Source organism: Collinsella sp. CLA-ER-H10 (genome assembly GCF_040092475.1).
Taxonomy (GTDB): domain Bacteria; phylum Actinomycetota; class Coriobacteriia; order Coriobacteriales; family Coriobacteriaceae; genus Collinsella.
The window spans coordinates 50,486-74,418 of sequence record NZ_JBBNLM010000003.1; the positions used below are offsets into that span (position 1 = coordinate 50,486).

Sequence of the window (23,933 nt, forward strand, 5' to 3'; positions counted from 1 at the left end):
AACCGTTATGGGAGGATACGTGAACCGCACCAAAATCGCGCAGCTCTATGCCGATGCCGAGTCGCTCGGCGGCCAGACCGTCACCGTCGCCGGCTGGGTCAAGTCCGTCCGCGACATGAAGAACTTTGGCTTTGTTACGCTCAACGACGGCAGCTGCTTCCGCGACCTGCAGGTCGTCATGAACCGCGAGGCACTCGACAACTACGACGAGATCGCCCATCAAAACGTCTCGGCCGCACTCATTTGCACCGGCACCGCCAAACTGACCCCCGATGCACCCCAGCCTTTCGAGCTTTCTGCCACTTCCATCGAGGTCGAGGGCACGAGCGCCCCGGATTACCCGCTGCAGAAGAAGCGCGCAACCGTCGAGTTCCTGCGCACCCAGCAGCACCTGCGCCCGCGCACCAACCTGTTCCGCGCCGTGTTCCGCATCCGCTCTGTCGCGGCTGCCGCCATCCACCGCTTCTTCCAGGAGCAGGGTTTTGTCTACGTCAACACCCCCATCATCACCACGAGTGACTGCGAGGGCGCCGGCGAGATGTTCCGCGTGACCACACTCGACCCCAAAAATCCGCCCCTCACCGAGTCCGGCGAGGTCGACTGGAGCCAGGACTTCTTTGGCAAGCATGCGAGCCTCACCGTGTCCGGCCAGCTCAATGCCGAGAACTTTGCCATGGCCTTTGGCGACGTGTACACCTTTGGCCCCACTTTCCGTGCCGAGAACTCCAACACCACGCGCCACGCCGCCGAGTTTTGGATGATCGAACCTGAGATGGCCTTTGCCGACCTTAACGACTACATGGATAACGCCGAGGCCATGCTCAAGTATGTCCTCAAGGACGTCATGGCAACCTGCCCCGACGAGCTCAATATGCTCAACAAGTTTGTGGACAAGGGTCTGCTCGAGCGCCTGGACCATGTCGCCAACTCCGACTTTGCCCGCGTTACCTACACCGAGGCCGTCGAGATCCTGGAGCAGGCAGTCGCTGCTGGCCACCAGTTTGATTACCCCGTCAGCTGGGGCATCGACTTGCAGACCGAGCACGAGCGCTTCCTGACCGAGGAGCACTTTAAGCGCCCGACCTTCGTGACCGACTACCCGGCCGAGATCAAGGCGTTCTACATGCGCATGAACGAGGACGGCAAGACCGTCGCCGCCGCCGACTGCCTGGTTCCCGGTATCGGCGAGATTATCGGCGGCTCCCAGCGCGAGGAGCGCCTGGATCTGCTCGAGGCCCGCATCAAGGACCTGGGCATGAATCCCGAGCAGTACAAGTACTACCTTGACCTGCGCCGCTACGGTTCCTGCAAGCACGCCGGCTACGGTCTGGGCTTCGAGCGCTTGGTCATGTATCTGACCGGCGTGGGCAACATCCGCGACGTCCTGCCGCACCCGCGCACCGTGGGCAACGCCGACTTCTAATCGTCGGACGCTAGCTCGCGTCGCCACACGCCAACGCTCATCGCATAAGCGTCTCTCGACATCGGTCGAGAGACGCTTTTTTTTCAACAGCATCCGTCAAGCTTTTGGCAAGTTTTTGGTCAGTTGAGCAGGGCTGTTGAAAACTCGACCCACCGTTTGCCGACGACTACCGACCGCCCAGAGCGCCCTGCGCCCCTGGGAAAGCCCCACGTCCTAGGCTCCATACCGTCGCCACCCAAAACGGAAAGGACGTGGGCACGATGACCGAAGCCGCTGTTGAAACCTACGACACCACGACGAGGGGCGCCGCCTCGATGGCAGCCTATCGCGCCGTTCGTATCCTGCAGCTCTTGAGCGAAAACACCGGCGAAGACAAGGCCATGCTTTCCGATGAGCTGATCCGGCGCCTCGCCCATCCCGACGACCCCGCCCGCATGCCCATCTCGGCGGCGCGGCGCAGCATCTACACCGCCATCTCCGCGCTTCGCCATGCCGGATATGAGATTGAATACAAGCGCGGCGTGGGGTATCGGCTCTTGACCCGTCCACTCACCGACGAGGAGATCATCCGGCTCCACGGTATGGTCATGCGCAACCGCTCCACGCCTATCGCCATCCGCAAGAGCATGGCGCAGCACTTAGTTGCCATGGCGAGTGCCGACGTTCGCGGCTATCTCGATACACCCGAACCTGCTCCAAGCGCAGGCAGCAAGGCTACCAAGGCAACACGCACGCCCATCAAGCGCATCGACACGTGCGAGCTCGTCGAGCAGGCCATCGACCACGGAACCACGGTGAGTTTTGATATTTCGAGCGTCACGACGCGTGGCGAAACCGAAGCAGCACGGATGACACTCCGTCCCTTTGCCATCAGGCAGCGCGATGGCATCTCGTATCTGCTGGGAACGGTCTACGACGCCCGAGGCGCCGATGACACGTTGCGTACCGTAGAGATTGGCCGAATGAGAAACGTCACCACACGTCTCCTCGACGGCAAGAAGCTCTTCGCCGCCCTAGACGAGGACGACGCCTCCTCCGCCGCATAAGACCCTCCGCCGCCCATTCGACTACCCGTACCGCCCATCCGATTCTGTATTAAAAAACCCGCCAGGCTGTTGTAAAAATGGACATCAGCGCTACTATAGTTCCACTTGCACTTTGTCCCAGTGCAGTGTTTCCAGCCATTTTTATACTGGGGGTAATGATATGAAGGACATCACCATCAGCCGCAGGAGCCTTCTGGTCTCCGCCGGCCTGCTCGCGCTCGCCCCGCTCGCCGGATGCGGCGGCAACTCTGGCTCCGGCTCTGCTGCCGCCGGTTCCGACTACACCATCGGCGTTCTGCAGCTCACCGAGCACTCCGCACTCGATGCCGCCAACGACGGCTTTGTCAAGGCCATCAAGGAGAGCGGCCTTAAGGTCAAGATCGACCAGAAGAACGCCCAGAACGACCAGTCCACGTGTAAGTCCATTGCCGACAAGTTTGTGGGCGACAACGTCAACCTGATTTATGCCATCGCCACGCCCGCCGCGCAGGCTGCCGCCGGCGCCACGGCCGATATCCCCATCGTGGGCTGCGCCATCACCGACTACGCCGCCTCCGGCCTGGTCCAGGACAACGACAAGCCCGGCACCAACGTCACGGGCGCTTCCGACCTCACCCCGGTCGCCGAGCAGCTCGAGATGATGCAGAAGGTCCTGCCCGACGTTAAAAAGGTCGGCCTGCTCTACTGCACCGCCGAGTCCAACTCCGACGTCCAGATCAAGGCCGCCAAGAAGGAGCTCGACAAGCTGGGCCTCGAGTACACTGACTTCACCGTCTCGAGCTCCAACGAGATTCAGTCCGTCGTCGAGTCTGCCGTGGGCAAGGTCGACGCGCTGTACTCCCCCACCGACAACACCATCGCCGCGGGCGCCTCGCAGGTGGGCCAGATCTGCAAGGAGAACAAGCTCCCCTTCGTGACTGGCGAGGAGGGCATGTGCATGGCCGGCGGCCTGTTCACCCTCTCCATCAACTATGAGGACCTGGGCTACGCCGCGGGCGAGATGGCCGTTAAGATCCTGAAAGGCGAGGCCAAGCCCGAAGACATGCCGATCAAACACCTCTCGAGCAAGGACCTGGTCGTCGTCAAGAATGACGAGATGGCCGAGGCCCTGGGCATCGACCTTTCCGCTCTGGACGCGTAATGCTATACGCGGCATGCGTCTAGAGCCCGTGCTCGCGCTTTAGCCGCGTTATTCAATATCTGAGCCACAGGGGCGGGCGCTGTAGACCGGCGTCCGCCCTGCTTGTTTCAGGTAAAACAAAACGTCTGTCCGTAACTCGTCTATGCATTGTTACCGCTATTATGGTGAATCACGTGTCCACCCTATCCTAGGAGGTATGAAGCATGCTCATTGCATTGCAGGGCGCCGTTTCGCAGGGCGTCCTCTGGGGCATTATGGTGCTTGGCGTGTTTATCACGTTCCGCCTGCTCGACATTCCCGATATGACCTGCGACGGCAGCTTTGCCCTCGGCGGCTGCGTCTGCGCTGTGCTCATCGTCAATAACAACGTCGACCCGCTGTTCGCCGTGCTGGCCGGTATGTGCGCCGGCGCCATCGCGGGCGCCGTCACGGGCATTCTGACCACCGTCTTTGAGATTCCCGCGATCCTCGCCGGAATCCTCACCCAGATCAGCCTGTGGTCCATCAACCTGCGCATCATGGGCAAGTCCAATACGCCCATTCTTGCCAAGGGCACCGTGTTCTCCGCCGTCAGCAATATGACCGGTCTGCCGCAGTCCACCGTTACCATCATCTTGGGCATCCTGCTCGCCGTGGCTATCGTTGCCATCCTGTATTGGTTCTTTGGCACCGAGATCGGCTCGGCGCTGCGAGCCACCGGCAACAACGAGTACATGATCCGCGCTCTGGGCGTCAACACCAACTCCACCAAGATGATCGCCCTCGTGCTCTCCAACGCCCTCATCGGCCTTTCGGGCGCTCTCATCTGCCAGAGCCAAAAGTATGCCGACATTGGTATGGGCACCGGTGCCATCGTTATCGGTCTTGCCGCCATTGTTATCGGCGAGGTGCTCGGCCGTCTGCTGCCCGGCGGCCTCACGCAGTTTAGCGTCCGTCTTGCCTCCGCCGTCTTTGGCTCCGTGGTGTACTTCCTTATCCGCGCCATCGTGCTGCAGTTGGGCATGGACGCCAACGACATGAAGCTGCTCTCCGCCGTAATTGTCGCTGTGGCCCTGTGCGTGCCCGTGGTTTGGGAGCGCTATAAGCTCCGCAGCTCCTACACGAAGGGAGATGAGGCAGATGCTTAAGCTCTCGCATGTCAAGAAGACCTTTAACAAGGGCACCGTCACCGAGAAGCGCGCGCTCACCGGCGTCGACCTCACCTTGAATGACGGCGACTTTGTAACCGTGATCGGCGGCAACGGCGCCGGCAAGTCCACGCTGCTCAACATGATCGCCGGCGTGTACCCGCTCGATTCGGGCGTTATTGAGCTCGACGGCACCGACATCTCGCGCCTGAGCGAGTCGCAGCGCGCCAAGTACCTGGGCCGCGTGTTTCAGGACCCCATGCGCGGTACCGCTGCCGACATGCAGATTGCCGAGAACTTGGCCCTCGCCAAGCGTCGCGGCCAGCGTCGCGGCCTTTCGTGGGGCGTCACCAAGGCCGAGAAAGATGAGTACGTTGAGTTGCTCAAGCGCCTGGACCTTGGTCTGGACACGCGTCTCAACGCCAAGGTCGGCCTGCTCTCGGGTGGCCAGCGCCAGGCACTCACCCTGCTGATGGCCACGCTCACCAGGCCGCGCCTGCTGCTGCTCGACGAGCACACCGCGGCCCTCGACCCCAAGACGGCCTCTAAGGTGCTTAACCTGACCGAGGAGATCGTCGACGAGAACCACCTGACCACGCTCATGGTCACGCATAACATGAATGACGCCATCCGTCTGGGCAACCGTCTGATCATGATGCACGAAGGCCACGTGATCTACGACGTGGCGGGCGATGAGAAGAAGTCGCTCACCGTAGCCGACCTGCTGCAGAAGTTCGAGGAGGTCTCGGGCGGCGAGCTCGCCAACGACCGCATGCTGCTGAGCTAAAACCTGCCAAAAAGGGACAAGTTTATTTTGGTAGGTTTTATCTGCACAAACGTCAAAACCGCCGCAAAGGGGCAAACGTCCTTGCGGCGGTTTTCGCATATTATGTCGATAATCCGATATTCAACCAGACATTCTGGCTAAGGACTAAGGAAACTGCCATGAAAAGACTCCCCCGCCTTGCGTTAGCCGCCGCGTTGTTTGCCGGCGCGCTCGCAGGCACCCCAAGCCTCGCTTTCGCCGGGAACCTGCCCGCCGCTATTGACGGCTCTGTGACCGTCATGCACACCAACGATATCCACGGCAGCTACAAGTACAGCTACAACGCAAGCAAGGGCACCGGCACTGTGGGCTTTGACGGACTGGCGGTTCTCTATAGCGCCCAAAGCAGCGCCCCCGATCTTTTACTCGATGCGGGCGACACCTTCCACGGACAGTCCTTCGCCACCATGAGCGAGGGCAAGAGCATCGCCGAGCTCATGGACACCTTCTACGCCGACGGCTACGACGCAACCACGCCAGGCAACCACGACTGGAGCTACGGCGCGGACAAACTCCGCACCATGACCGGCTACAGCACCACCGGCACGCCCTTCGCCATGCTCTGCGCGAATGCAACGTCCTCGAACGGCGCATGGAGCTCGAGCATCACGAAGACGCTCGATCGCACCTGGGAGGATAGCGAGGATCACTCCACATTCGACTACAAAATCAAGGTCGGCGTCGTCGGAGCCATGGATGAGTCGCTAGGTTCCTCGCTGCGCGCGGACCTGGTCGCGGGCACCAGCTTCTCGAGTGCCGCGAACGCCATCAATGCCGAGGCAGAGCAGCTGCGCAAGGAGGGCTGCGATGTTGTTGTGTGTATCGCGCACACGCTCGACGCAAAGACCTTTGCCACGCGGCTCCGTGGCGTCGATGCCCTTATCGCAGGCCACGAGCACATCAACCTTAACGAGAAGGTGACGGGAGCCGACGGCAAGACGATCCACGTTGTCGAGGCAGGCAGCGCCTTTGCCGAGGTGGGGCTGCTTTCCATTCCGTACAAATACGACACGAATGGCACCGAGACGACCGACGATGACACGGTCACGGTCCCTGCAGACGGCAGCGACGAGAAGCTCTACACCGCCAAGAACGTCAACGACCTTTTGACAGACCCCGACAAGGGCTCCGACTACCAAAGCCGCCTTGAAGCCGTCCGCAACAAGATCAAGCCGCTCGACGAGGACTTTGAAAACGAATCGAACAAGGTGCTCGGCACATCCACCACCAACTATTTCTACGGCGAGGACGCCGCAGGCACGCATGGTTGGGAAATGGTGCGCACCACCGATTTCCGCCCCGGCAAGGAGGGCGACACCACCAAGGCCCAGACCATCGGCCACGTGATTTGCGGCTCCTATCTTGCCCTGACGGGCGCGGACTTCGCTATCGAAAACGCTGGCGGCATCCGCGGCGGCATCGCGGCGGGCAACGTGACCGCCGGCAACGTCATCGCTATCTCGCCTTACGGCAACACCGTGGAGACCTGGACCATGACCGGCGCGGACTTCCTGGCAGCGCTCGAGCACTCACTGCAGATCAGCGACGAGTGCAATCACAGCTACGAGCTTCAGCAAGCCTACGTGGCAGCCGGCCATACCGAGCAGGAGGCGCAAGACAAGTACAAGTGGCGCGATGACTCTGGCAGCGTTCTCTCCTTTGGCGGCATCAACGTGACGATTGATTGGACGCAGCCCGAAGGCAAGCGCATTGTGAGTGCCACACTCACCAAGGACGGCAGTACGCTCGACCCCGCCAAGACCTATACCGTCGCCACCAACAACTACATCATTACCAACACGACCGACTTTCCCACCTTTGCACACGCCACCAAGTACACCGAGTGGGGCACGTGCGAGGCGGCGCTGAGGGCGCTGATTGGGCAGAACGGCTGGGAGAGCAAGATGGCCGGGCTCGCCGGCACCATCGGCTTCGGCTCCGCAGCCGTGGACCCCACGCCCACACCGGCCCCGACGCCTAAGCCCTCGCCTAAGACGGACACGACGACCACGAAGGTCATCACCAAGAAGACGACCGGTAAGCTCGCCGCAACGGGAGACCGCACGCTGGCAGTAGTTGGCGCGTGCCTTATCGGCGGCATCATCGTCATCATGCTCGGTATTATCTGGAAGCGTCGACGCTAAGCTACACCGCCGGGCCTTACAGCCCCGCCGCGTAAACCTTATATCGAGCACAGAAGCCCGTCCGAATTTGATCGGACGGGCTTCTTGGTGGGTATCATGGTTGAACGATCATTAGGAGGTTTTCCCTACATGGAATTGTTTGAGCCGATTCTTCATTTCTTTGAGCAACGGTGGGTCCACAACATCATCTGGGCCGTCATCTTGGCGATAGGCACCGCCGTCGCCGCCAAGGTCGTATCCAAGACCCTGAACCATCTGCTTAACCGAGACGATAACCCGCTTCCGGCATCGAGTATCTTCATCAACATCGCGCGCGCCGTCATCTGGATGATTGGCGGCAGCTTTATCCTCGACAACTGTTTTGGCATTAACGCAAACGCGCTCGTCGCCGCTCTTGGCGTCGGCGGCATCGCCATCTCGCTCGGCTTTCAGGACACGTTATCAAACCTTATCGGCGGCATGCAGGTGACCTTTATGGGCATCATCAAACCCGGCGACAATATCGAGGTCGGCGGCGTATCCGGCGTTGTCCAAGACATCACTTGGCGCCATACAACGATTGAGGATGCCTGTGGACAGACCATCATTGTGCCCAATTCCAACATCTCCAAGAACACGCTCGTGCATTTGATGCCCTTTGGGCGCGTGGCCGTGCCCGTTGCCGTAAAGGACACGTCTAAGTGGGCTTCCCTTGACGTGCTGGCAGACGAGCTCACGAGCGCAACCAAAACGGCCGTCTCGCCCATCTCGGGCTTTGACAAGGAGCCCTACGTACTCTTTAGCGAAATCGGCGACTTTGGCATCAAAGGAAAGATCATCTTTATCGTCAGCGACGACAGCACTACTTTCACGGCAGCCGACGCCTGCATCCGCGCCATCGCCCCCATCATCGCCTAAACCACCGCAAAGGGGACAGGCATCTTTGTAGTGGTTTTCATTCGTGGTACCATGGTTCATATCGTTGTTTAAACGACTAAGGGAGTAGACACCATGGAAGAGGCCTATCGTCAAGCACGCAAGCGCGGCGAGCAGGGACGCCGTCGCGCCATTAGCCAAAGCGAGCATCCATACCTTACGGACCTCGATAGCTTGGTTGCTCAGCTCCCCTTAGGTCAGCGAGTGAGCGTCGGCCTGCGGGATATTCCGCTCGAAATGGTCGTCGGCACGGTCACCAAAGGCCGTCAGTCCGCCTTTTCATGCAACTTTATGCCCCTGCTGCCGTTTAACACCGAGTTCGCCCGCAAGTGGTCCAACCTCTACGACATCCAGGTAACCGAGGGCTATCGCGACCCCATCATCGTCACCGAGTTCATGCATCGGTTCTATGTCCAGGAAGGCAACAAACGCGTCAGTGTCCTCAAATTCCTGGACGCTCCAACGGTTTCGGCCAGGGTCACCCGTCTCTACCCCGGCACATGGGATTCCGTCGAAAGCCGCCTGTACGGTGAATTCTGCGCGTTTTGGCGCGTCTGCCCCCTATACGAGATCGAGTTCTCGCGTGAGGGAAGCTACGAGACGCTCGCCAAGATGCTCGGTCAGAACCTTATCGAAAAATGGCCGCAGAAAAAGGTCGACTACCTGCGCCACACCTTCCTACTCTTTAAGCGCGCCTACCTTCGCGCAGGCGGCGACCACCTGGACATTACGCCCGCCGACGCCATGCTCGTCTACCTCAACGTGTACAACCAGGACCGTCTGCTGGATACGCCGACGGATATCGTCGTAAACCGCCTGTGCAAGATTTGGCGCGAGCTGGTCATTGCCGGCAAAAGTGACGAGGACAAGGTCGATCTTGTCGAGGCGCCGAGTGTCGATGAGGAAGAGGCGCCCGCCAAGTCCACCTCCGGCGTGCTCAACTTCTTTATGGGCAAGACCGTCTACTCGGCGGCCAACCCCCTGCGCATCGCCTTTATCCATGAGTTCCCCTGTGCGACGTCGAGCTGGGACAGCCTGCACGACCAAGGGCGTCAGTATCTCAATGAGCACTTTGGCGGTATCGTGCACACCGAGGCGTTCGAGGACTGTCACAATCCGGACGTGTTCTACGCCGCCGTGGAAACGGCTGTCAAACATGGAGCTAACGTCATCTTCTCGACCTCGCACCGCCTGATGGAATACACGCTCAGAGCTGCCGTTGAGTATCCCCAGGTGCGGTTCCTTAACTGCTCTATCGGCCTTCCCCACCAAAGCGTCCGTTCGTACTTTGGCAAGATGTACGAGGCCAAGTTCCTCCTGGGCGCCCTTGCCGCCAGTATGGCGGACAACCACCGTATCGGCTACCACGCGTCGGTCTTCGCCTCGGGCGCGCTTAGCGAGATCAACGCCTTTGCCATCGGCGCCTCGCTGCTCGACCCCCGCGCGCAAATTATCCTGACCTGGGGCGATGTGCCCGCTGGAGGTCTCGCCGAGGCCATGTGCCGCGAAGGCGTGAGCGTCATGACCGGCGCCGACATGTCCAAGTCGCTGGAAGACCCCACCGCCTACGGACTCCACCGCCTAGTCGACGGCAAAGTCGCCGGCATCGCCATGCCCGTATGGAACTGGGGCCGTTACTACGAACTTATCGTTCGCAGCCTTCTGCACGGCACGTGGGACGAGACCAGCGACGACAACCAAGTGCGCGCCGTCAACTACTGGTACGGCATGAGCTCCGGCGTCATCGACATTCGCTACGCTCCAGGCCTGCCCTATCAGACGCGCAAACTGGTGCAGCTGCTCCGCAATGGCATCGTCGAAGGCTCCATCAATCCCTTTGGCGGCGAGCTTCATAGCCAAGACGGCGTGGTGCAGATCGAGGGCTTTCCCCCACTGCCGAGCGCGCAGATTGTCGAGATGAATTGGCTGGCGGACAACGTGGTAGGCACCATTCCGCAGCTCGACGATGAGCCGGGAGTTACCGCCCTATGAAGATCCTTGCCATAGCAGATACCGAAGAACGATGCCTTTGGGAGTGCTTTCGCAAGGAGCGCTTTGAGGGTGTCGACCTGATTCTGTCTGCCGGCGATCTGGACCCGGACTATCTTGAGTTTTTGGTCACCGTCATCAACAAACCGCTCATCTACGTTCGCGGCAACCACGACGACCGCTACGCACGTCATGCACCGGGCGGATGTATCTGCGTGGAAGACAGCGTGTACACGTACCGAGGGATTCGCATTGCGGGCCTTGGCGGGTCCATGCGTTATCGCGACGGCGCCAACATGTACACCGAACGCGAGATGTCCAAGCGCATGCGTAAGCTGTCGCGTAAGGTTAGGATGGTCGGCGGGTGCGACATTCTGCTTACCCATGCACCCGCCGCCGGTATGGGTGATCTGGATGATCTGCCGCATCGAGGGTTTGAGTGCTTTAACACAGCGCTTGAGTCCTGGGGGGCCGACTACATGGTGCATGGGCATGTACACCAAAGCTACGGTTACGATTTTCAGCGCGAGCGGCAGCATGTGTGTGGAACGACGATCATCAACGCCTGCGGCTATACGCAGTTTGAGCTCGACCAGACGCGCTACCCCATCCGTGGCTGGCAGGCAGCCTGGCTCAACTCGCAAACCATGCGCCGCGAGCTCAAACGCCACGAGGCCATCGAGTCCTCTACCGCCAGAACACCCTGGTAACCACCTCAAAGAGGTCACTTTCCCCTTTGGGGTGGTTTTACCCCGAGATAGCAAGAAACCCGGTCCTGCACGAGGCAGAACCGGGTTTCTTTAGCAATGCTTGCTTTGCTCAGGCAGTAACTAGCAGTTACTCAGCCAGGAAGTCGCGCTGGACAGCGGGATCGACCTTGACGCCAGGGCCCATGGTGGAAGACACGGAGATGGACTTGACGTACTTGCCCTTAGCAGAAGAGGGCTTGACGCGCAGGATCTCGGTGTACAGGGCAGCGTAGTTCTCGACGAGCTGCTGCTCAGAGAAGGACTTCTTGCCCAGGGGCACGTGGCAGATGCCGTAACGGTCGGCGCGATACTCAACGCGGCCGGCCTTGAGCTCGGAGACCATCTTGGCGACGTCCATGGTCACGGTGCCGAGCTTGGGGTTCGGCATAAGGCCACGGGGACCAAGGATCTTACCGATGCGGCCAACCTTGGCCATCATGTTCGGCGTAGCGATAGCGGCGTCGAAGTTGATCTCGCCCTTCTGGATCTGGGCGACGAGCTCGTCGGAACCGATGATGTCGGCGCCGGCAGCCTCGGCCTCGCGGGCCTTCTCGCCCTCGGCGAAGACGGCAACACGAACGGTCTTGCCGGTGCCGTGGGGCAGGGAGATGGAACCACGGATGTTCTGGTCAGCCTTACGAGTATCGATGCCCAGACGGAAGTGGGCCTCGACGGTCTCGTCGAACTTGGCGGTGTCGAGCTCCTTGATGAGCTTGGCAGCCTGAAGGGGCGTGTAGAGCGTGGCGCGGTCGATCTTCTCGGCAGCGGCGTTATAGCTCTTACCATGCTTAGCCATGTGCATTACCTCCTGTGGTTAAACGGGCGTGAGCCCTCCCACATCGTATCGTGTGCCCTATTGCACACATTTAACGGGCGCCCCGGTCGGAGAACCCGTCATTACCTAAAGAAATCGCTACTCAGCGATGGTGACGCCCATGGAACGGGCGGTACCGGCGATGATCTTCTTGGCGGCGTCAATGTCGTTGGCATTGAGGTCCGGCATCTTGATCTCGGCGATCTTGGTGAGCTGCTCCTGGGAGAGCTGACCGACCTTGTCAGCCTGGGGCTTAGCGGAACCAGACTTGAGGTTCAGCTCCTTCTTGATGAGGTGAGCCGCCGGCGGGGTCTTGGTGATGAAGGAGAAGGACTTATCCTCGTAGACAGAGATCTCAACGGGGATGATGTCGCCCTTCTTGTCCTGCGTCTCGGCGTTAAAGGCCTGGCAGAACTGCATGATGTTCACGCCAGCAGCGCCCAGGGCGGGGCCGACGGGAGGAGCGGGGTTAGCGGCACCAGCAGGAATCTGGAGCTTAATGACGTTGGCAACCTTCTTCTCAGCCATGGTCATTCCTTTCGAATCACGAGTGTGAAGTACTTGCTATATCGTAAGCACGCACGTGTTAGAAGCACTCCTGAGATGAGCAGTCACAGAAGAAGCACGCTCGCGCGAACGGACGAAAACTTAAGCGATGACAGCGACCTGGTTAAAGTCGAGCTCGACCGGCGTCTCGCGACCAAAGATCATCAGCGTGACCTTGAGCTTGCCGGCCTCGGTGTTAACCTCGGAGACCTTGCCATCAAAGTCGGTAAGCGGGCCATCGGTGACGCGGACGGACGTGCCGACCTGAATATCAACCGAGGTGCGCTTGGGCGAATCGCCCTTACCGGGACGACGAGTCATCTTGTTGTACTCGTCGCGGGAAAGCGGAGCGGGCTTGCCGTTGCCGCCCAGGAAACCGGTGACGCCGGGCGTGTTACGAACGCACGTCCAAGCATCGTCATCCATCTCCATGCGGACCAGGACATAACCCGGGAAGATCTTGGAATCCTTGGTCTCGCGCTTGCCACCCTCTTTAATCTCGGTGACGCGCTCCATAGGAATCTCGATATCAAAGATACGGTCCTGCATGCCCATAGTCTCGATGCGGTGCTCGAGATCGGACTTAACACGGTTCTCGTATCCAGAGTAAGTGTGAACGACGTACCAACGCTTAGACATGGTTTAGCCCCTCAATCCAGAGAACAGAGCAAGAGCCTCGCCAAAGCCAGCATCGAGCAGAGCGATGACGACGCCGACGACGATCAGAGAAGCGCAAACGACGACCGAGTAGTTCACGAGCTCCTTCTTATCGGGCCACGTGACACGCTTCATCTCGGACTTGACCGAAGCGAAATACTTCTTGGTGCGGGCGAAGAAACCAGGCTTCTCGTTCTTCTTGGACTTCGCAGCCTTCTCGTTCTTCTTGGCAACGGCCTTCTTGGCCTCAACCTTGGAGTTGGCGGCAGCGTTGTTGGCAGGCGCCTGCTGCTGTGCCTTCTTCTTGTTCTTCTTGTTGGCCATTTGGGTTACCTCCGCGCAATGCGCTTATACATGAGTAAACCGTAAGCCCCCAAGTGGGAGCTTACGGAATAATGACTGGCACGCCAGGAAGGACTCGAACCCTCAACACTCGGTTTTGGAGACCGATGCTCTACCAATTGAACTACTGGCGTATGTGACTAGAGACTAGCGAGTCTCTTTGTGCAGCGTGTGGTGACGGCACCAGGGGCAATACTTCTTGATCTCCATACGATCAGGCATGGTCGACTTGTTCTTGGTGGTCGTATAGTTGCGGCGCTTGCACTCAGTGCACGCAAGAGTAACTAGAGTACGCATGTATCCTGAACCTTTCATTTCCGCCCCGTACGGGCACGAGTTGTTACTTTATCAGCTCCACGTAAGTGCTGTCAATGAAAACCTCGAGTCAATTGGTTCTCGGTGGATCCATTCATATTTGGAACACATCAATGAAGCCATCGAGAGCTAATCGACGGTGCATCCAGGACCATTATCGATCCTCTCGACACCAGCAACGGCTCAACATCCATTGCAGAAAAGAACCCGGCACCCATATAAGTGCCGGGTTCTCTGAGTCAGCTATATCAAAGAGCTAATTTACTCAATGATCGTGGAGACGATGCCCGAACCGACGGTGTGGCCACCCTCGCGGATAGCGAAGCGCAGGCCCTCCTCCATGGCGATCGGGTGAATGAGGTCGCCCTCGATGGTGATGTGGTCACCAGGCATAGCCATCTCGGTGCCCTCGGGCAGCTTGACCGTACCGGTAACGTCGGTGGTACGGAAGTAGAACTGAGGACGATAACCATCGAAGAACGGGGTGTGACGACCGCCCTCCTCCTTGGTCAGAACGTAGATCTCGCCGGTGAACTTGGTGTGCGGGGTAACCGAACCAGGCTTGCAGAGAACCTGGCCGCGCTCGATGTCCTCGCGCTTGATGCCGCGGAGCAGCAGACCGACATTGTCGCCAGCCTCGCAGAAGTCCATGGACTTACGGAACATCTCGATACCGGTAACGACGGTGTTCTGGGTATCCTTGATGCCGACGATCTCGACGGGCTCGTTGAGCTTGAGCTCACCGCGCTCGACACGGCCGGTAGCAACGGTACCACGGCCGGAGATGGTCATAACGTCCTCAACGGCCATCAGGAACGGAAGGTCGTTGTTACGAGCAGGCGTCGGGATGTACTCGTCGACGGCCTTCATGAGCTCGCGAATGGCGTCCATCCACTTGGCGTCGCCCTCGAGAGCGCCCAGAGCGGAACCACGGATGACGGGGATGTCGTCGCCGGGGAAATCGTACTCGGAGAGGAGCTCACGGGTCTCCATCTCGACGAGGTCGATGAGCTCGTCATCGTCGACCATGTCGCACTTGTTCAGGAAGACGACGATGTAGGGAACGCCGACCTGACGGGCGAGCAGGATGTGCTCGCGGGTCTGAGCCATGGGGCCGTCGGTAGCGGCGATGACCAGGATAGCGCCGTCCATCTGAGCAGCGCCGGAGATCATGTTCTTGACGTAGTCAGCGTGGCCCGGGCAGTCAACGTGAGCGTAGTGACGGGCAGCAGTCTCGTACTCAACGTGGGAGACGGAGATCGTAATGCCGCGCTCGCGCTCCTCGGGAGCCTTGTCGATGTTCTCGAACGCAGTGAAGTCAGCCTTGCAGCCCTCGGTCTCGGAGAGAACCTTGGTGATGGCAGCGGTCAGCGTGGTCTTGCCGTGGTCGACGTGACCAATGGTGCCGATGTTAACATGCGGCTTAGTGCGCTCAAACTTCTCTTTGGCCATAAAGCCCTCCTCTTAACAGGTCGTCCCCGGACGGGACTTTGCCTTTATACCATAGTGGCCTCTCAACATACTATTGAGAAGCCACCGTGTTACCTATGGTAGCGGTGACTGGATTCGAACCAGTGACGCCACGGGTATGAACCGTGTGCTCTAACCAACTGAGCTACACCGCCGGATGGAGCCTGCAACCAGACTTGAACTGGTGACCTCTTCGTTACCAACGAAGTGCTCTACCGACTGAGCTATACAGGCACTTGACGGGTGGGAGCTATAGGATTCGAACCTATGTAGGCAGAGCCAACGGGTTTACAGCCCGTCCCCATTAACCACTCGGGCAAACTCCCAATCGTTCAAGTATCCGCAGGTTCTTTGGTCTTTTGGACCGCCGCCCCCGCGAACGAAAAAGATAATACGATGCAACCTTGGGGGCTGTCAACGAAAACCTCTAGATACACGGTGCCGGGCGTATCTATATGCCTTTGACCTGCGTTTTTGTTGAGTTTAGATATGAAGGGCGGTGGATTTCGCTACGCTGGTGACATTTCCCAAGGGAACACTTTGGCACGGTGGAGTACGCCTGCAATATCGACCCTCGATAACGACCCTCTTGCACTATTACATAGGTTGCGATCGGACTTTTCCGGCACGAACGAGCGTGGATTTTCTCCCGTTTGAAATCGAGCGTGGATAATCTCCCTCTTTTAGCACGGCTTCGAACCCAAAGTGGCAGATTATCCACGCTCATTCACTAGGCGGGAGAACTATAGAGCCGCTACTACTCGGGCCAGACCAAAGTAGACCCATAGAGCGGCTCCCCCTTGGTGCAAGGGTAGCGACTCAAGTAACACGACGATAGCAAGTCGAAGAAATAGGTCATGGCGTATTTCGAATAAACGCCGAGTCGGTCAATTCCGTTTCCCGCATTTCCAAGACGATATACACGGTCAAAAGACCTCGATTTGTCATCGTTGCTAAACGCAGTAATTAGAATCTTCCTCCCCGAACGGCAATCAAGATACTCACGCGCCTGTGACGCAAATAGCCCGGAGACCGATACGAGAATTATCAATGACTGCGAAGCATCTCCCATGTTTTTCAATTCCGCGACGTTAGCCCCAGCAACTATGCGAACTATCTTGCCCGCATAAAACATTTCCTGCTGAAATCGTACGAGATTGGCGCTCACATTATTGGTGCACCAGATTTCAACGTTATTATGGCCATCAATTTCGTCGGCAAGGTGCTTAATAGCGATATCGGACACGCCGCTTTCAACCTCAGCGAACATCTCGATCATGCGAACGTCGAGTTCTGCCCTGTACTCCTCGTAGCCAAATTCCTCCTCTCGATGGCTTAAGTCGCTTGGAAAGACTGATTGAGTAAATGATTCTTTCAAATCGCTAAGAGACTGGTAGCCCAAACGATTGCAGAAACGACGAACAGCGGAACGGGTCACGAATGCATCGCGGGTTATTGCGGCAACATTGATTTCGCTCGAACGCCTAATGTGAGCGATGAGATATCGAGCGATGGCGGCATCGTTTGACCCAAACTCGCTGTTGATGATGGAGCTAATGCGATTGAGCACATCGAAGTCATTGATATTCACGTGATTCCTCTTTCCGCTCTCCTCGAAATCATAGTTCATTTATTGAATCAAACAGCTTTGGTCGTTCTCCTATGATTCAAATCAGTTGACGTCATCTTAATCGTAATTCCGTCACACGTATCCACCGTGTTGAATGATGGAAAGGGGATTCATGGACAACGTGAACAACATGCCGTTTCTCTGGGGTTCCGCCACGGCGTCTTATCAGTGCGAGGGTGCCTGGAACGAAGGCGGCAAAGGCCTTGGCGAGTGGGATTTCTTTAACCACACAAGCAATAAGAACATCAACCATGTTGACGGTGATGTATCTTGCGACTTCTACCATCGCTATGAAGAAGATATCCGCATGATGAAAGAAGGCGGACAAAACACCTATCGCTTCTCTCTTTCATGGAGTCGAATCATTCCCACGGGTATCGGCGAAGTGAATGAAAAGGGTATCGATTTTTATAATCGGGTCATTGATTGCTGCCTCGAAAATGGCATAGAGCCCAACGTTACGCTGTTCCATTACGATCTGCCATTCACGCTTGCTTGCAAAGGCGGATGGCTGAACAACGACATGGCAGAGTGGTTCTGCAAATACGCCAGGATTTGCTTTGAGCGCTTTGGAGACCGCGTCAAAATCTGGGCTACCGTTAACGAGCCGCATTTCTACAGCTACTGCGTAAACATGTTGGGCAACTATCCCCCCAATCGATCGCTCGACGTTCAGTCGTACATGCAGTTTCAGTACAACCTGATGCGCGCCAGCGCACTCGCAGTCCGAGCATATCGTCAAATGGGCTACGACGGCATCATCGGCGCCGTCCACGATGGCGGCGTTGTCGAACTCGACCCGGCAACCGAGCACCCCGATGACGTATTTCGATACGCAGACTTTTTCGCCAATCGCATGATTCTGGCACCAGCACTTCAGGGTCAACTGCCGCCAGAAATGGACGAAATCCTTGAAAAACTTGGCGTCTCGCTCTATCGATCCCCAAATGACGTAGAAGAATTCAGAGACGGTAAAGTCGATTTTATTGGACTCAACGTGTATTGCCGAGAGTATGTAACCGACTGGCACGGTGGAGAGCTTGCCGTTTCGGCGAACAATAAGGGCGGTTCGAGCAAAAAGGTCGAAGGAAAATGCATTGCGCCCTTGTTTGAAAGCGCCCGCGACAGCAATGTTCCCCGCAATAAATGGGGCCGCGAAATACTCCCAAGTTGCATGTATTCAACCATCATGGATGTCCACGAGCGCTATGACGCGCCCCGCATCTTTATTACGGAAAACGGACATGGCGCCTATGAGCAACCAGACGCAGACGGAATGATCCACGATGATGACCGCATCGAGCTTCTGGGCCAGTTCATCGAGCACATGATGAGGGCTAAGCGCGACGGCGCGCGCGTTGAGGGCTACTACCTCTGGTCGACGATGGATCTGTATAGCTGGATCAACGGCTACGAAAAACGATACGGACTTGTCCATATCGACTTCGAAAACAATCTGGAGCGCACCCCCAAAAAGAGCTGGTATTGGTACCGAGACCTTATCTCGAAGTATCAGGAGCAGGAAGGTTAGGAGAAAGAGATGAAATATCAGGCAATGTCCGAAACAGTCCTAAAGGCTGTTGGCGGCAAAGAGAATATTACATCGGTAACTCATTGTGCGACGCGCCTTCGCATCGACGCACGAGACACCTCGATCATTGATCTCCAGCTCGCCAAATCGGCCGATCAGGCGCTCGGGGCAGTAGTCAGCGGTGGCCAGCTTCAGGTGATCATCGGCCCCAACGTCACCGAGGCTTACAACGACTTCCTCGACTTCGCGGGAATCGAAGTCGGCGGTGGCACGGTTGCCGACGATGCCCAAACCGCCAAAGACCTTGCAGAAGGCATTAAAAGCGGTAACACCGCCATGGGCTTGATTGAGAAATTCGGGAACGTCTCTGCACAGGTATTCATGCCCATCGTCCCGGCGCTCATCGTTGGCGGACTCATTCTTTCGATCAAGAATCTCCTGGTCAATTATTGCGGATTGAGCACCGATAGCGGAACCGCCCAGGTCCTGTTGGCGATCTTTAGCGCTTCGTTTAGCTTCTTACCCGTTTACCTCGGCTATCAGCTCGCCGCCGTCATGAAGATGCAGCCTATCATGGGCGCACTGCTGGGCGCAATCATGATTAGCTCGTCTATTAGCGGTGCTGAGGGTCTCGACTTTCTTGGCATCCCCATCCCGACGAATGACTACTCGAGCACGGTGGTGCCAATCGTACTGGGCGTTGTGTTCATGTACTTTGTTGATCGCGGTCTTCAGAAAATCATCCCCGACGTTACCAAACTGTTCTTGAAGCCGCTACTCACCATGTTCATCGTCGTGCCTGTTGAGCTGATTGTTCTCGGCCCCGCCGGCAGCATGATGGGCTACGCGCTGAGTGATGCCGCCACATGGCTCATGGACAACGTGGCATTTATCGCTACCCCGATCCTGGCAGCCCTTAACCCCTATTTCGTCATGCTCGGTCTCGATAAGGCTTACATCGCAATCGAAGTTACGAGCCTGGCGCAGCTCGGTTGGGCACCCATCATCTTTGGCTTCATCTCAAACCTCTGCATTGGCGGCACGAGTCTCGCCTTGGCAACTGCAATGAAAGGCAACAAGGAGAAGAGAGGTATGGTCACCACGGTTGCCGTCACCGCACTTTGCGGCGTAACTGAGCCCGCATTTTACGGCTGCCTCATCGAGCGTCCCCGCCTGCTTGTCGGCACGGCAATCGGCGCCCTCTGCGCGGGACTCCCTGCAGGCATCTTCGTCCTGAAGGAGTATGTTGCGGGAGCATGCCCCGGTCTTCTTTCGGCGCTGATCTTTATCGCTCCCGATGGATCCATGGGCAACTTCGTACTGGCGTGCGTTGTCGCCGTCATCGCCATCGTCGTCTCGTTCATCGCTGCACGCGTGATTATCAAGAAGAATCCCAACTATATTGAGTAAATGCCCGCTGTTTGCATTGGGGACACCCTCGGCAGACCATTAGCAAGAACCCAAGAAGTCCCTTAGGAGCTCGATTAATCCATTCGGATTCCTGAGGCACAAACGACCCCGATTCCACAATGAAATCGGGGTCGTTGTTTCTAAAGCCTTCGATAGACAATCGGTGTTTACCTTAGCTCCCTATCCAAGTTAATTATCCACGCTCGTTCTCCGGTCGGGAGATTTTTTCTCTCGCGCGTCCAGAAATCCACGCTCGAGCAGGACATCCAGGTCCGTACCCGCCCTTGTCTCGATCTGTAACGGCAAGAGGCCTATTCCGCTCCTACATGTTACAGATCAAGATATTCCTAAAACACCCTAAGTTTCATCTCAATCTGTAACAGTTAGATGCCAAATATCGGTCTTGGTGTTACAGATTTAGACAAACTGGAGGACGAGACAAACCAAAAACGGGATGGGCGCTAACCCGATGGCGCACCACCTAAATAGAAACGGGCCCTGTCCCACAAGGAACAAAGCCCGAAACTCTCATGGAGCCAGTGACAGGAATCGAACCTGCAACCCACTGATTACAAATCAGTTGCGCTACCGTTGCGCCACACTGGCACACTTGGCGCTTTCGCGCGAAGCCTGTTAAGAATAAAGGAATTACGGACGGGGCGCAACAGGCCGCACGGCGTTATACAAATATGCAAAATCCAGCAACAGCGCGTACCAGGCCCGTTCATTTCTGTCAGTGCGCTCTCAATCTTAAAACCATTCGCCAGAACGAATAGTTTTAATTACAATTGGCTATATAAAACTATTCGTTTTGGCGAAGGGTTTCGCGATGTTGACTACAAAAGAAGCAGCCGAGCTGCTCGGCATCACTCCGCGCAGGGTGCAGGAGCTCATAAAAAACGGAGCACTTGAGGCCCGCAAGGCTTCTGGTGTATGGCTTATCGACAAAGGCAGCGTAGACACGCGACTCCGCTCCGCAACCAAAAGAGGGGGACGGCCTCGTCGTGGACACGGGAAAAGCGAAATCGCATTTACCCTCATGAACCGCACGCACGAAGTGGCCCAGCTGGTCTACAGCAGATCACGGAAAGACTTCACCCACATCGGCGCCGACGTCGATCGTGCCCACGCCCCTATTGGAGTTTTTGCTCCCAGCAAACCTGTATCGCTCGACTCCTTCCGCATCTGGTGGCGCGGCCGCGGTATCCCGCTCGCACGCATTGGGCTAGCCTCCCTGCTTGCAGAAGCCGCAGTCGATGTTCCCGATGAACTCGTACAGCGAAATCTTGGCCTCTCCTTATCCGACCAGTATTGGATTAGGCCCCAAGACTCCGGTCTCGCGTGGGAAGATATCAATTTCTTCAATAATGCTTTTGACGACGTCTCGCTAACCATTGCACCCTTCGCCCCGGAGGGTAAGGCAGCTGCCGCAAAGCCTGACAACACCTCGGACGGCAATCTTCAAAAGTACTGGACATGCGAGGGTGACCGTCGAATCCTCCACAAGGCAGGTGCACATCTAAACCAGGAACCTTATAACGAGCTGGTGGCGACTGCACTTCACCGTCGCATCCTAAACGGTTGCGATTATGTACCCTATTCGCTCGAAGGCGCGGGTACTTCCGCCTTGAGCACATGCAATGTCTTCTTAACTGACGAAGAAGAATATGTCCCTGCGTTCTATGTAAACCAGCATGCAAATGCAGACGAGCGACTAACCGATTACGAACGGTATGTAGCAAACAGCGAGGAGCTTGGAGCGACAGATATAAAAGACGCCCTTGACCGCATGATCGTATGCGATGACATCATTGCCAACTACGACCGTCATTGGCGCAACTTCGGCCTCGTGCGAAACGTCAACTCACTGGCCTGCAGACCAGCCCCCATCTTCGATTCGGGCTCATCACTCTGGTGCAACATATCACTAGAGGAGCTTAGGGCGGGAGAGCACAGTTTTACCAGCGCACAATTTCATTCAAGTCCCGCCAAACAAATGTTGCTCGTCGAGGACATGGGCTGGTTTGACGGCGACAAACTCGAGGGCTTTGTCGACGAGGCGATCGAAATCCTATCCAAAAACGACGCTCTTACAACGAGACTGCCTTATCTAAAAGAGGCGCTAACATGGCGCCTCGAAAGAATGATCGACATCGCTGAATGGAGTTAGCGAGGCAGCATTGCCCCGACAACTTCCCTACCTCCCGCGAAGGGCCTTGAGCTTGGCCAGGGTATCGGGGCTCAGGCGGCTGCCCAGGGTCATCTTGATCTGCGGGGCTTCCTCGGCCTCGTGAACGTCGTTATCGATCTGTTTGATCTCGTCCACCAGCATGCGGCTCGAGATGCGCGTGACGCCCTTGCCCATAACGACGGCCTGGATCGTGCCGTCGCTCGACACCACGGAGCACGCGCGGCCCTCCTCGCGCGCCTCGATACAGAGCTTCTGCACCACGGTATCGGCCGATACGCCCGTCGGCGAGAACTCGATGCGCACGCCACGAGCCGGCAGGTTGGGGCGCTCGCTGGAGATATTGCCCGCACCGTCGAACACGATCACAGCCTCGTAGCGGCCCTGGGCAAACGCCGCAACATCGTTGATGAGCGCGGTGCGCGCCATATCGTGAACGTCGCTGGAATACGGATCATCGGAATGGTCGTACACGAGCTTTTCGTAGCGCGGCGTGCAGTGAATCACGTTGTAGCCGTCGACCACCAGCAGCTCGGGCTTATTGGAGTGCACCGTCGAGACCGGATCGGCGATGGCCTGCGCAAACGCATTGCCGCCCACGCCATAGGTCGCGGCCGAAACAATCGGCTTGGCCGAGCCTTCGCCAAAGCGCTTGGCCTTGGACTTGGCGCGGTTCTTCTTGGACATGCGCTACTCCTCCCCCATGAGCTCGCCGGCATTGCGGCGCAGCCACTCAAAGCACAGAGCGGTGGTCGCCTGGGCCACGTTGAGACTCTCGGTCATGCCGCGCTGGGGAAGCTTGGTCAAAAAGTCGCATTTCTCGAGCACAAGACGCGAGATGCCGTCGCCCTCGGAACCCATGACGAGCGCAACGCGGCCCTCGAAGGGGGCGTCCCAGCAACTGCCTTCGGCGTGCTCGGAGGCGCCGCCCACCCAAAAGCCGGCGGCCTTGAGGTCATCGAGCGCACGGGCGATATTGGGAACCTGCGCGATGGGCAGGTGCATGACGGCGCCGGCAGAAGTCTTGTAGCTGCCGACGGTCACACCGGCGGCGCGCTTGTTGGCAATGATGACGCCCGCCGCGCCCACGACCTCGGCGGAGCGCACGATGGCGCCAAAGTTGCCGTCGTCGGTCACATGGTCGAGCACGACGACGAGCGCCGGACCGTCGCCCGCACGGTCGAGGATATCGGCAACATCGGCATAGGGGAAATTGCCCACCTCGAGCGCAATGCCCTGGTGAGCGCCATGGCTCGACAGCGCATCGAGCTGCGCGCGCGGCACATACTTAATGCGGACGCCTGCAGCGTTGAGGTCGTCGACCAGGCGCGACAAGGCGGCATCGCGCTCCCCGCCCTCAGCGATGAGCGCGCACTTGACGGGAAAGCCGGTACGCAGCGCCTCGGCGGCAGCACGGCGACCTTCGATAAACTCGCCCTTGGGAACCTGGACGTTATCGCGGCTACGCTCGCGCTGCGGGCGAGCAGCCTGTGAGCGCTCGCGCTGGCCCTTGGGAGCGGCAGCGCGGTCGTTGCGGCGAATCGGACGCGAGCCAGAAGCAGCCTGCTTGCCTCCACGCGATGCACGCTTGCGATTGTCGGCCATAAAACGGCCTCCTTTAAATACTTTTCAAACAGGACAAAAGAAGCGACCGCTTAAGACGAATAGCT

General features: G+C 57.8%; 21 protein-coding genes and 5 tRNA genes. 12 read left to right on the forward strand and 14 right to left on the reverse strand.

Going from position 1 to position 23,933, the window contains the following annotated elements:
- Window positions 1–19 precede the first annotated feature (19 nt).
- From asnS to AAAX36_RS02560, 9 genes are all read left to right on the forward strand, one after another.
- Window positions 20–1,423: an asparagine--tRNA ligase gene (asnS, locus tag AAAX36_RS02520; RefSeq protein ID WP_138374758.1), complete on the forward strand. Its 1,404-nt coding sequence runs from the start codon at window positions 20–22 to the stop codon at window positions 1,421–1,423.
- Window positions 1,424–1,683: 260 nt separating this feature from the next.
- Window positions 1,684–2,469, forward strand: a complete 786-nt coding sequence (locus AAAX36_RS02525) for a hypothetical protein (RefSeq protein ID WP_022093884.1) — start codon at window positions 1,684–1,686, stop codon at window positions 2,467–2,469.
- A gap of 160 nt (window positions 2,470–2,629) precedes the next feature.
- Window positions 2,630–3,610, forward strand: a complete 981-nt coding sequence (locus tag AAAX36_RS02530; RefSeq protein ID WP_022093885.1) for an ABC transporter substrate-binding protein — start codon at window positions 2,630–2,632, stop codon at window positions 3,608–3,610.
- Between the two features lie 203 nt (window positions 3,611–3,813).
- Complete coding sequence (locus AAAX36_RS02535) at window positions 3,814–4,737, forward strand: ABC transporter permease (RefSeq protein ID WP_138374757.1); 924 nt, start codon at window positions 3,814–3,816, stop codon at window positions 4,735–4,737.
- The gene (locus AAAX36_RS02540; protein ID WP_055250279.1) at window positions 4,730–5,524 is read left to right on the forward strand and encodes an ATP-binding cassette domain-containing protein; all 795 of its coding nucleotides are present in this window, start codon (window positions 4,730–4,732) and stop codon (window positions 5,522–5,524) included. Before AAAX36_RS02535 ends, AAAX36_RS02540 begins: the two co-directional genes overlap by 8 nt.
- 158 nt (window positions 5,525–5,682) lie before the next feature.
- Window positions 5,683–7,707, forward strand: a complete 2,025-nt coding sequence (locus tag AAAX36_RS02545) for a 5'-nucleotidase C-terminal domain-containing protein (protein ID WP_349073879.1) — start codon at window positions 5,683–5,685, stop codon at window positions 7,705–7,707.
- A gap of 129 nt (window positions 7,708–7,836) precedes the next feature.
- Window positions 7,837–8,604, forward strand: a complete 768-nt coding sequence (locus AAAX36_RS02550; RefSeq protein ID WP_195239368.1) for a mechanosensitive ion channel domain-containing protein — start codon at window positions 7,837–7,839, stop codon at window positions 8,602–8,604.
- 93 nt (window positions 8,605–8,697) lie between these two features.
- Window positions 8,698–10,614: a BMP family ABC transporter substrate-binding protein gene (locus AAAX36_RS02555; RefSeq protein WP_349073880.1), complete on the forward strand. Its 1,917-nt coding sequence runs from the start codon at window positions 8,698–8,700 to the stop codon at window positions 10,612–10,614.
- On the forward strand, window positions 10,611–11,321 hold the full coding sequence (locus AAAX36_RS02560; protein WP_117563789.1) for a metallophosphoesterase: 711 nt from the start codon (window positions 10,611–10,613) through the stop codon (window positions 11,319–11,321). Before AAAX36_RS02555 ends, AAAX36_RS02560 begins: the two co-directional genes overlap by 4 nt.
- A gap of 127 nt (window positions 11,322–11,448) precedes the next feature.
- On the opposite strand, the gene rplA is transcribed toward AAAX36_RS02560, so the two are convergent.
- The 11 genes from rplA to AAAX36_RS02615 all read right to left on the reverse strand — a co-directional run bounded on the left by rplA (window position 11,449) and on the right by AAAX36_RS02615 (window position 17,095).
- Window positions 11,449–12,156 carry a 50S ribosomal protein L1 gene (rplA, locus tag AAAX36_RS02565; protein WP_022093892.1) on the reverse strand — a complete coding sequence of 236 codons (708 nt, stop codon included), beginning with the start codon at window positions 12,154–12,156 and terminating at the stop codon, window positions 11,449–11,451.
- Between the two features lie 117 nt (window positions 12,157–12,273).
- A complete protein-coding gene (gene rplK / locus AAAX36_RS02570) occupies window positions 12,274–12,702 on the reverse strand; it encodes a 50S ribosomal protein L11 (RefSeq protein ID WP_022093893.1) in 429 nt (142 codons plus the stop codon).
- A 120-nt stretch (window positions 12,703–12,822) separates the two neighbouring features.
- Window positions 12,823–13,359: a transcription termination/antitermination protein NusG gene (gene nusG, locus AAAX36_RS02575; protein WP_006234984.1), complete on the reverse strand. Its 537-nt coding sequence runs from the start codon at window positions 13,357–13,359 to the stop codon at window positions 12,823–12,825.
- A 3-nt stretch (window positions 13,360–13,362) separates the two neighbouring features.
- Window positions 13,363–13,701 carry a preprotein translocase subunit SecE gene (secE, locus tag AAAX36_RS02580; protein ID WP_006234983.1) on the reverse strand — a complete coding sequence of 113 codons (339 nt, stop codon included), beginning with the start codon at window positions 13,699–13,701 and terminating at the stop codon, window positions 13,363–13,365.
- A 76-nt stretch (window positions 13,702–13,777) separates the two neighbouring features.
- Window positions 13,778–13,853: transfer RNA gene (locus AAAX36_RS02585), tRNA-Trp, on the reverse strand.
- A gap of 13 nt (window positions 13,854–13,866) precedes the next feature.
- Window positions 13,867–14,016, reverse strand: a complete 150-nt coding sequence (gene rpmG / locus AAAX36_RS02590) for a 50S ribosomal protein L33 (RefSeq protein ID WP_022093895.1) — start codon at window positions 14,014–14,016, stop codon at window positions 13,867–13,869.
- Between the two features lie 279 nt (window positions 14,017–14,295).
- Entirely contained in the window at window positions 14,296–15,486 is a 1,191-nt protein-coding gene (gene tuf, locus AAAX36_RS02595; RefSeq protein ID WP_035137538.1) for an elongation factor Tu, read from the reverse strand.
- Between the two features lie 96 nt (window positions 15,487–15,582).
- Window positions 15,583–15,659 (reverse strand) — tRNA-Met (locus tag AAAX36_RS02600).
- A gap of 3 nt (window positions 15,660–15,662) precedes the next feature.
- Window positions 15,663–15,738 (reverse strand) — tRNA-Thr (locus AAAX36_RS02605).
- Between the two features lie 10 nt (window positions 15,739–15,748).
- Window positions 15,749–15,830 (reverse strand) — tRNA-Tyr (locus AAAX36_RS02610).
- Between the two features lie 431 nt (window positions 15,831–16,261).
- Window positions 16,262–17,095 (reverse strand): hypothetical protein, encoded by an 834-nt coding sequence (locus AAAX36_RS02615; RefSeq protein ID WP_349073881.1) that lies wholly within the window; start codon window positions 17,093–17,095, stop codon window positions 16,262–16,264.
- Window positions 17,096–17,246: 151 nt separating this feature from the next.
- Between AAAX36_RS02615 and AAAX36_RS02620 the strand changes: the two genes are divergently transcribed.
- Together AAAX36_RS02620 and AAAX36_RS02625 are read left to right on the forward strand one after the other, a co-directional pair.
- On the forward strand, window positions 17,247–18,665 hold the full coding sequence (locus tag AAAX36_RS02620; RefSeq protein WP_349073882.1) for a glycoside hydrolase family 1 protein: 1,419 nt from the start codon (window positions 17,247–17,249) through the stop codon (window positions 18,663–18,665).
- 9 nt (window positions 18,666–18,674) lie between these two features.
- Window positions 18,675–20,075 (forward strand): PTS transporter subunit EIIC, encoded by a 1,401-nt coding sequence (locus tag AAAX36_RS02625; protein ID WP_349073883.1) that lies wholly within the window; start codon window positions 18,675–18,677, stop codon window positions 20,073–20,075.
- A 531-nt stretch (window positions 20,076–20,606) separates the two neighbouring features.
- Here AAAX36_RS02625 and AAAX36_RS02630 read toward each other — a convergent pair.
- Window positions 20,607–20,681: transfer RNA gene (locus tag AAAX36_RS02630), tRNA-Thr, on the reverse strand.
- A 223-nt stretch (window positions 20,682–20,904) separates the two neighbouring features.
- Between AAAX36_RS02630 and AAAX36_RS02635 the strand changes: the two genes are divergently transcribed.
- Window positions 20,905–22,245 (forward strand): DNA-binding protein, encoded by a 1,341-nt coding sequence (locus AAAX36_RS02635; protein WP_349073885.1) that lies wholly within the window; start codon window positions 20,905–20,907, stop codon window positions 22,243–22,245.
- A 27-nt stretch (window positions 22,246–22,272) separates the two neighbouring features.
- Here AAAX36_RS02635 and AAAX36_RS02640 read toward each other — a convergent pair whose 3' ends face one another.
- Window positions 22,273–22,950 carry an NYN domain-containing protein gene (locus AAAX36_RS02640; protein WP_349073887.1) on the reverse strand — a complete coding sequence of 226 codons (678 nt, stop codon included), beginning with the start codon at window positions 22,948–22,950 and terminating at the stop codon, window positions 22,273–22,275.
- Window positions 22,951–22,953: 3 nt separating this feature from the next.
- A complete protein-coding gene (gene rlmB / locus AAAX36_RS02645; protein ID WP_346981797.1) occupies window positions 22,954–23,868 on the reverse strand; it encodes a 23S rRNA (guanosine(2251)-2'-O)-methyltransferase RlmB in 915 nt (304 codons plus the stop codon).
- Between the last annotated feature and the right edge of the window lie 65 nt (window positions 23,869–23,933).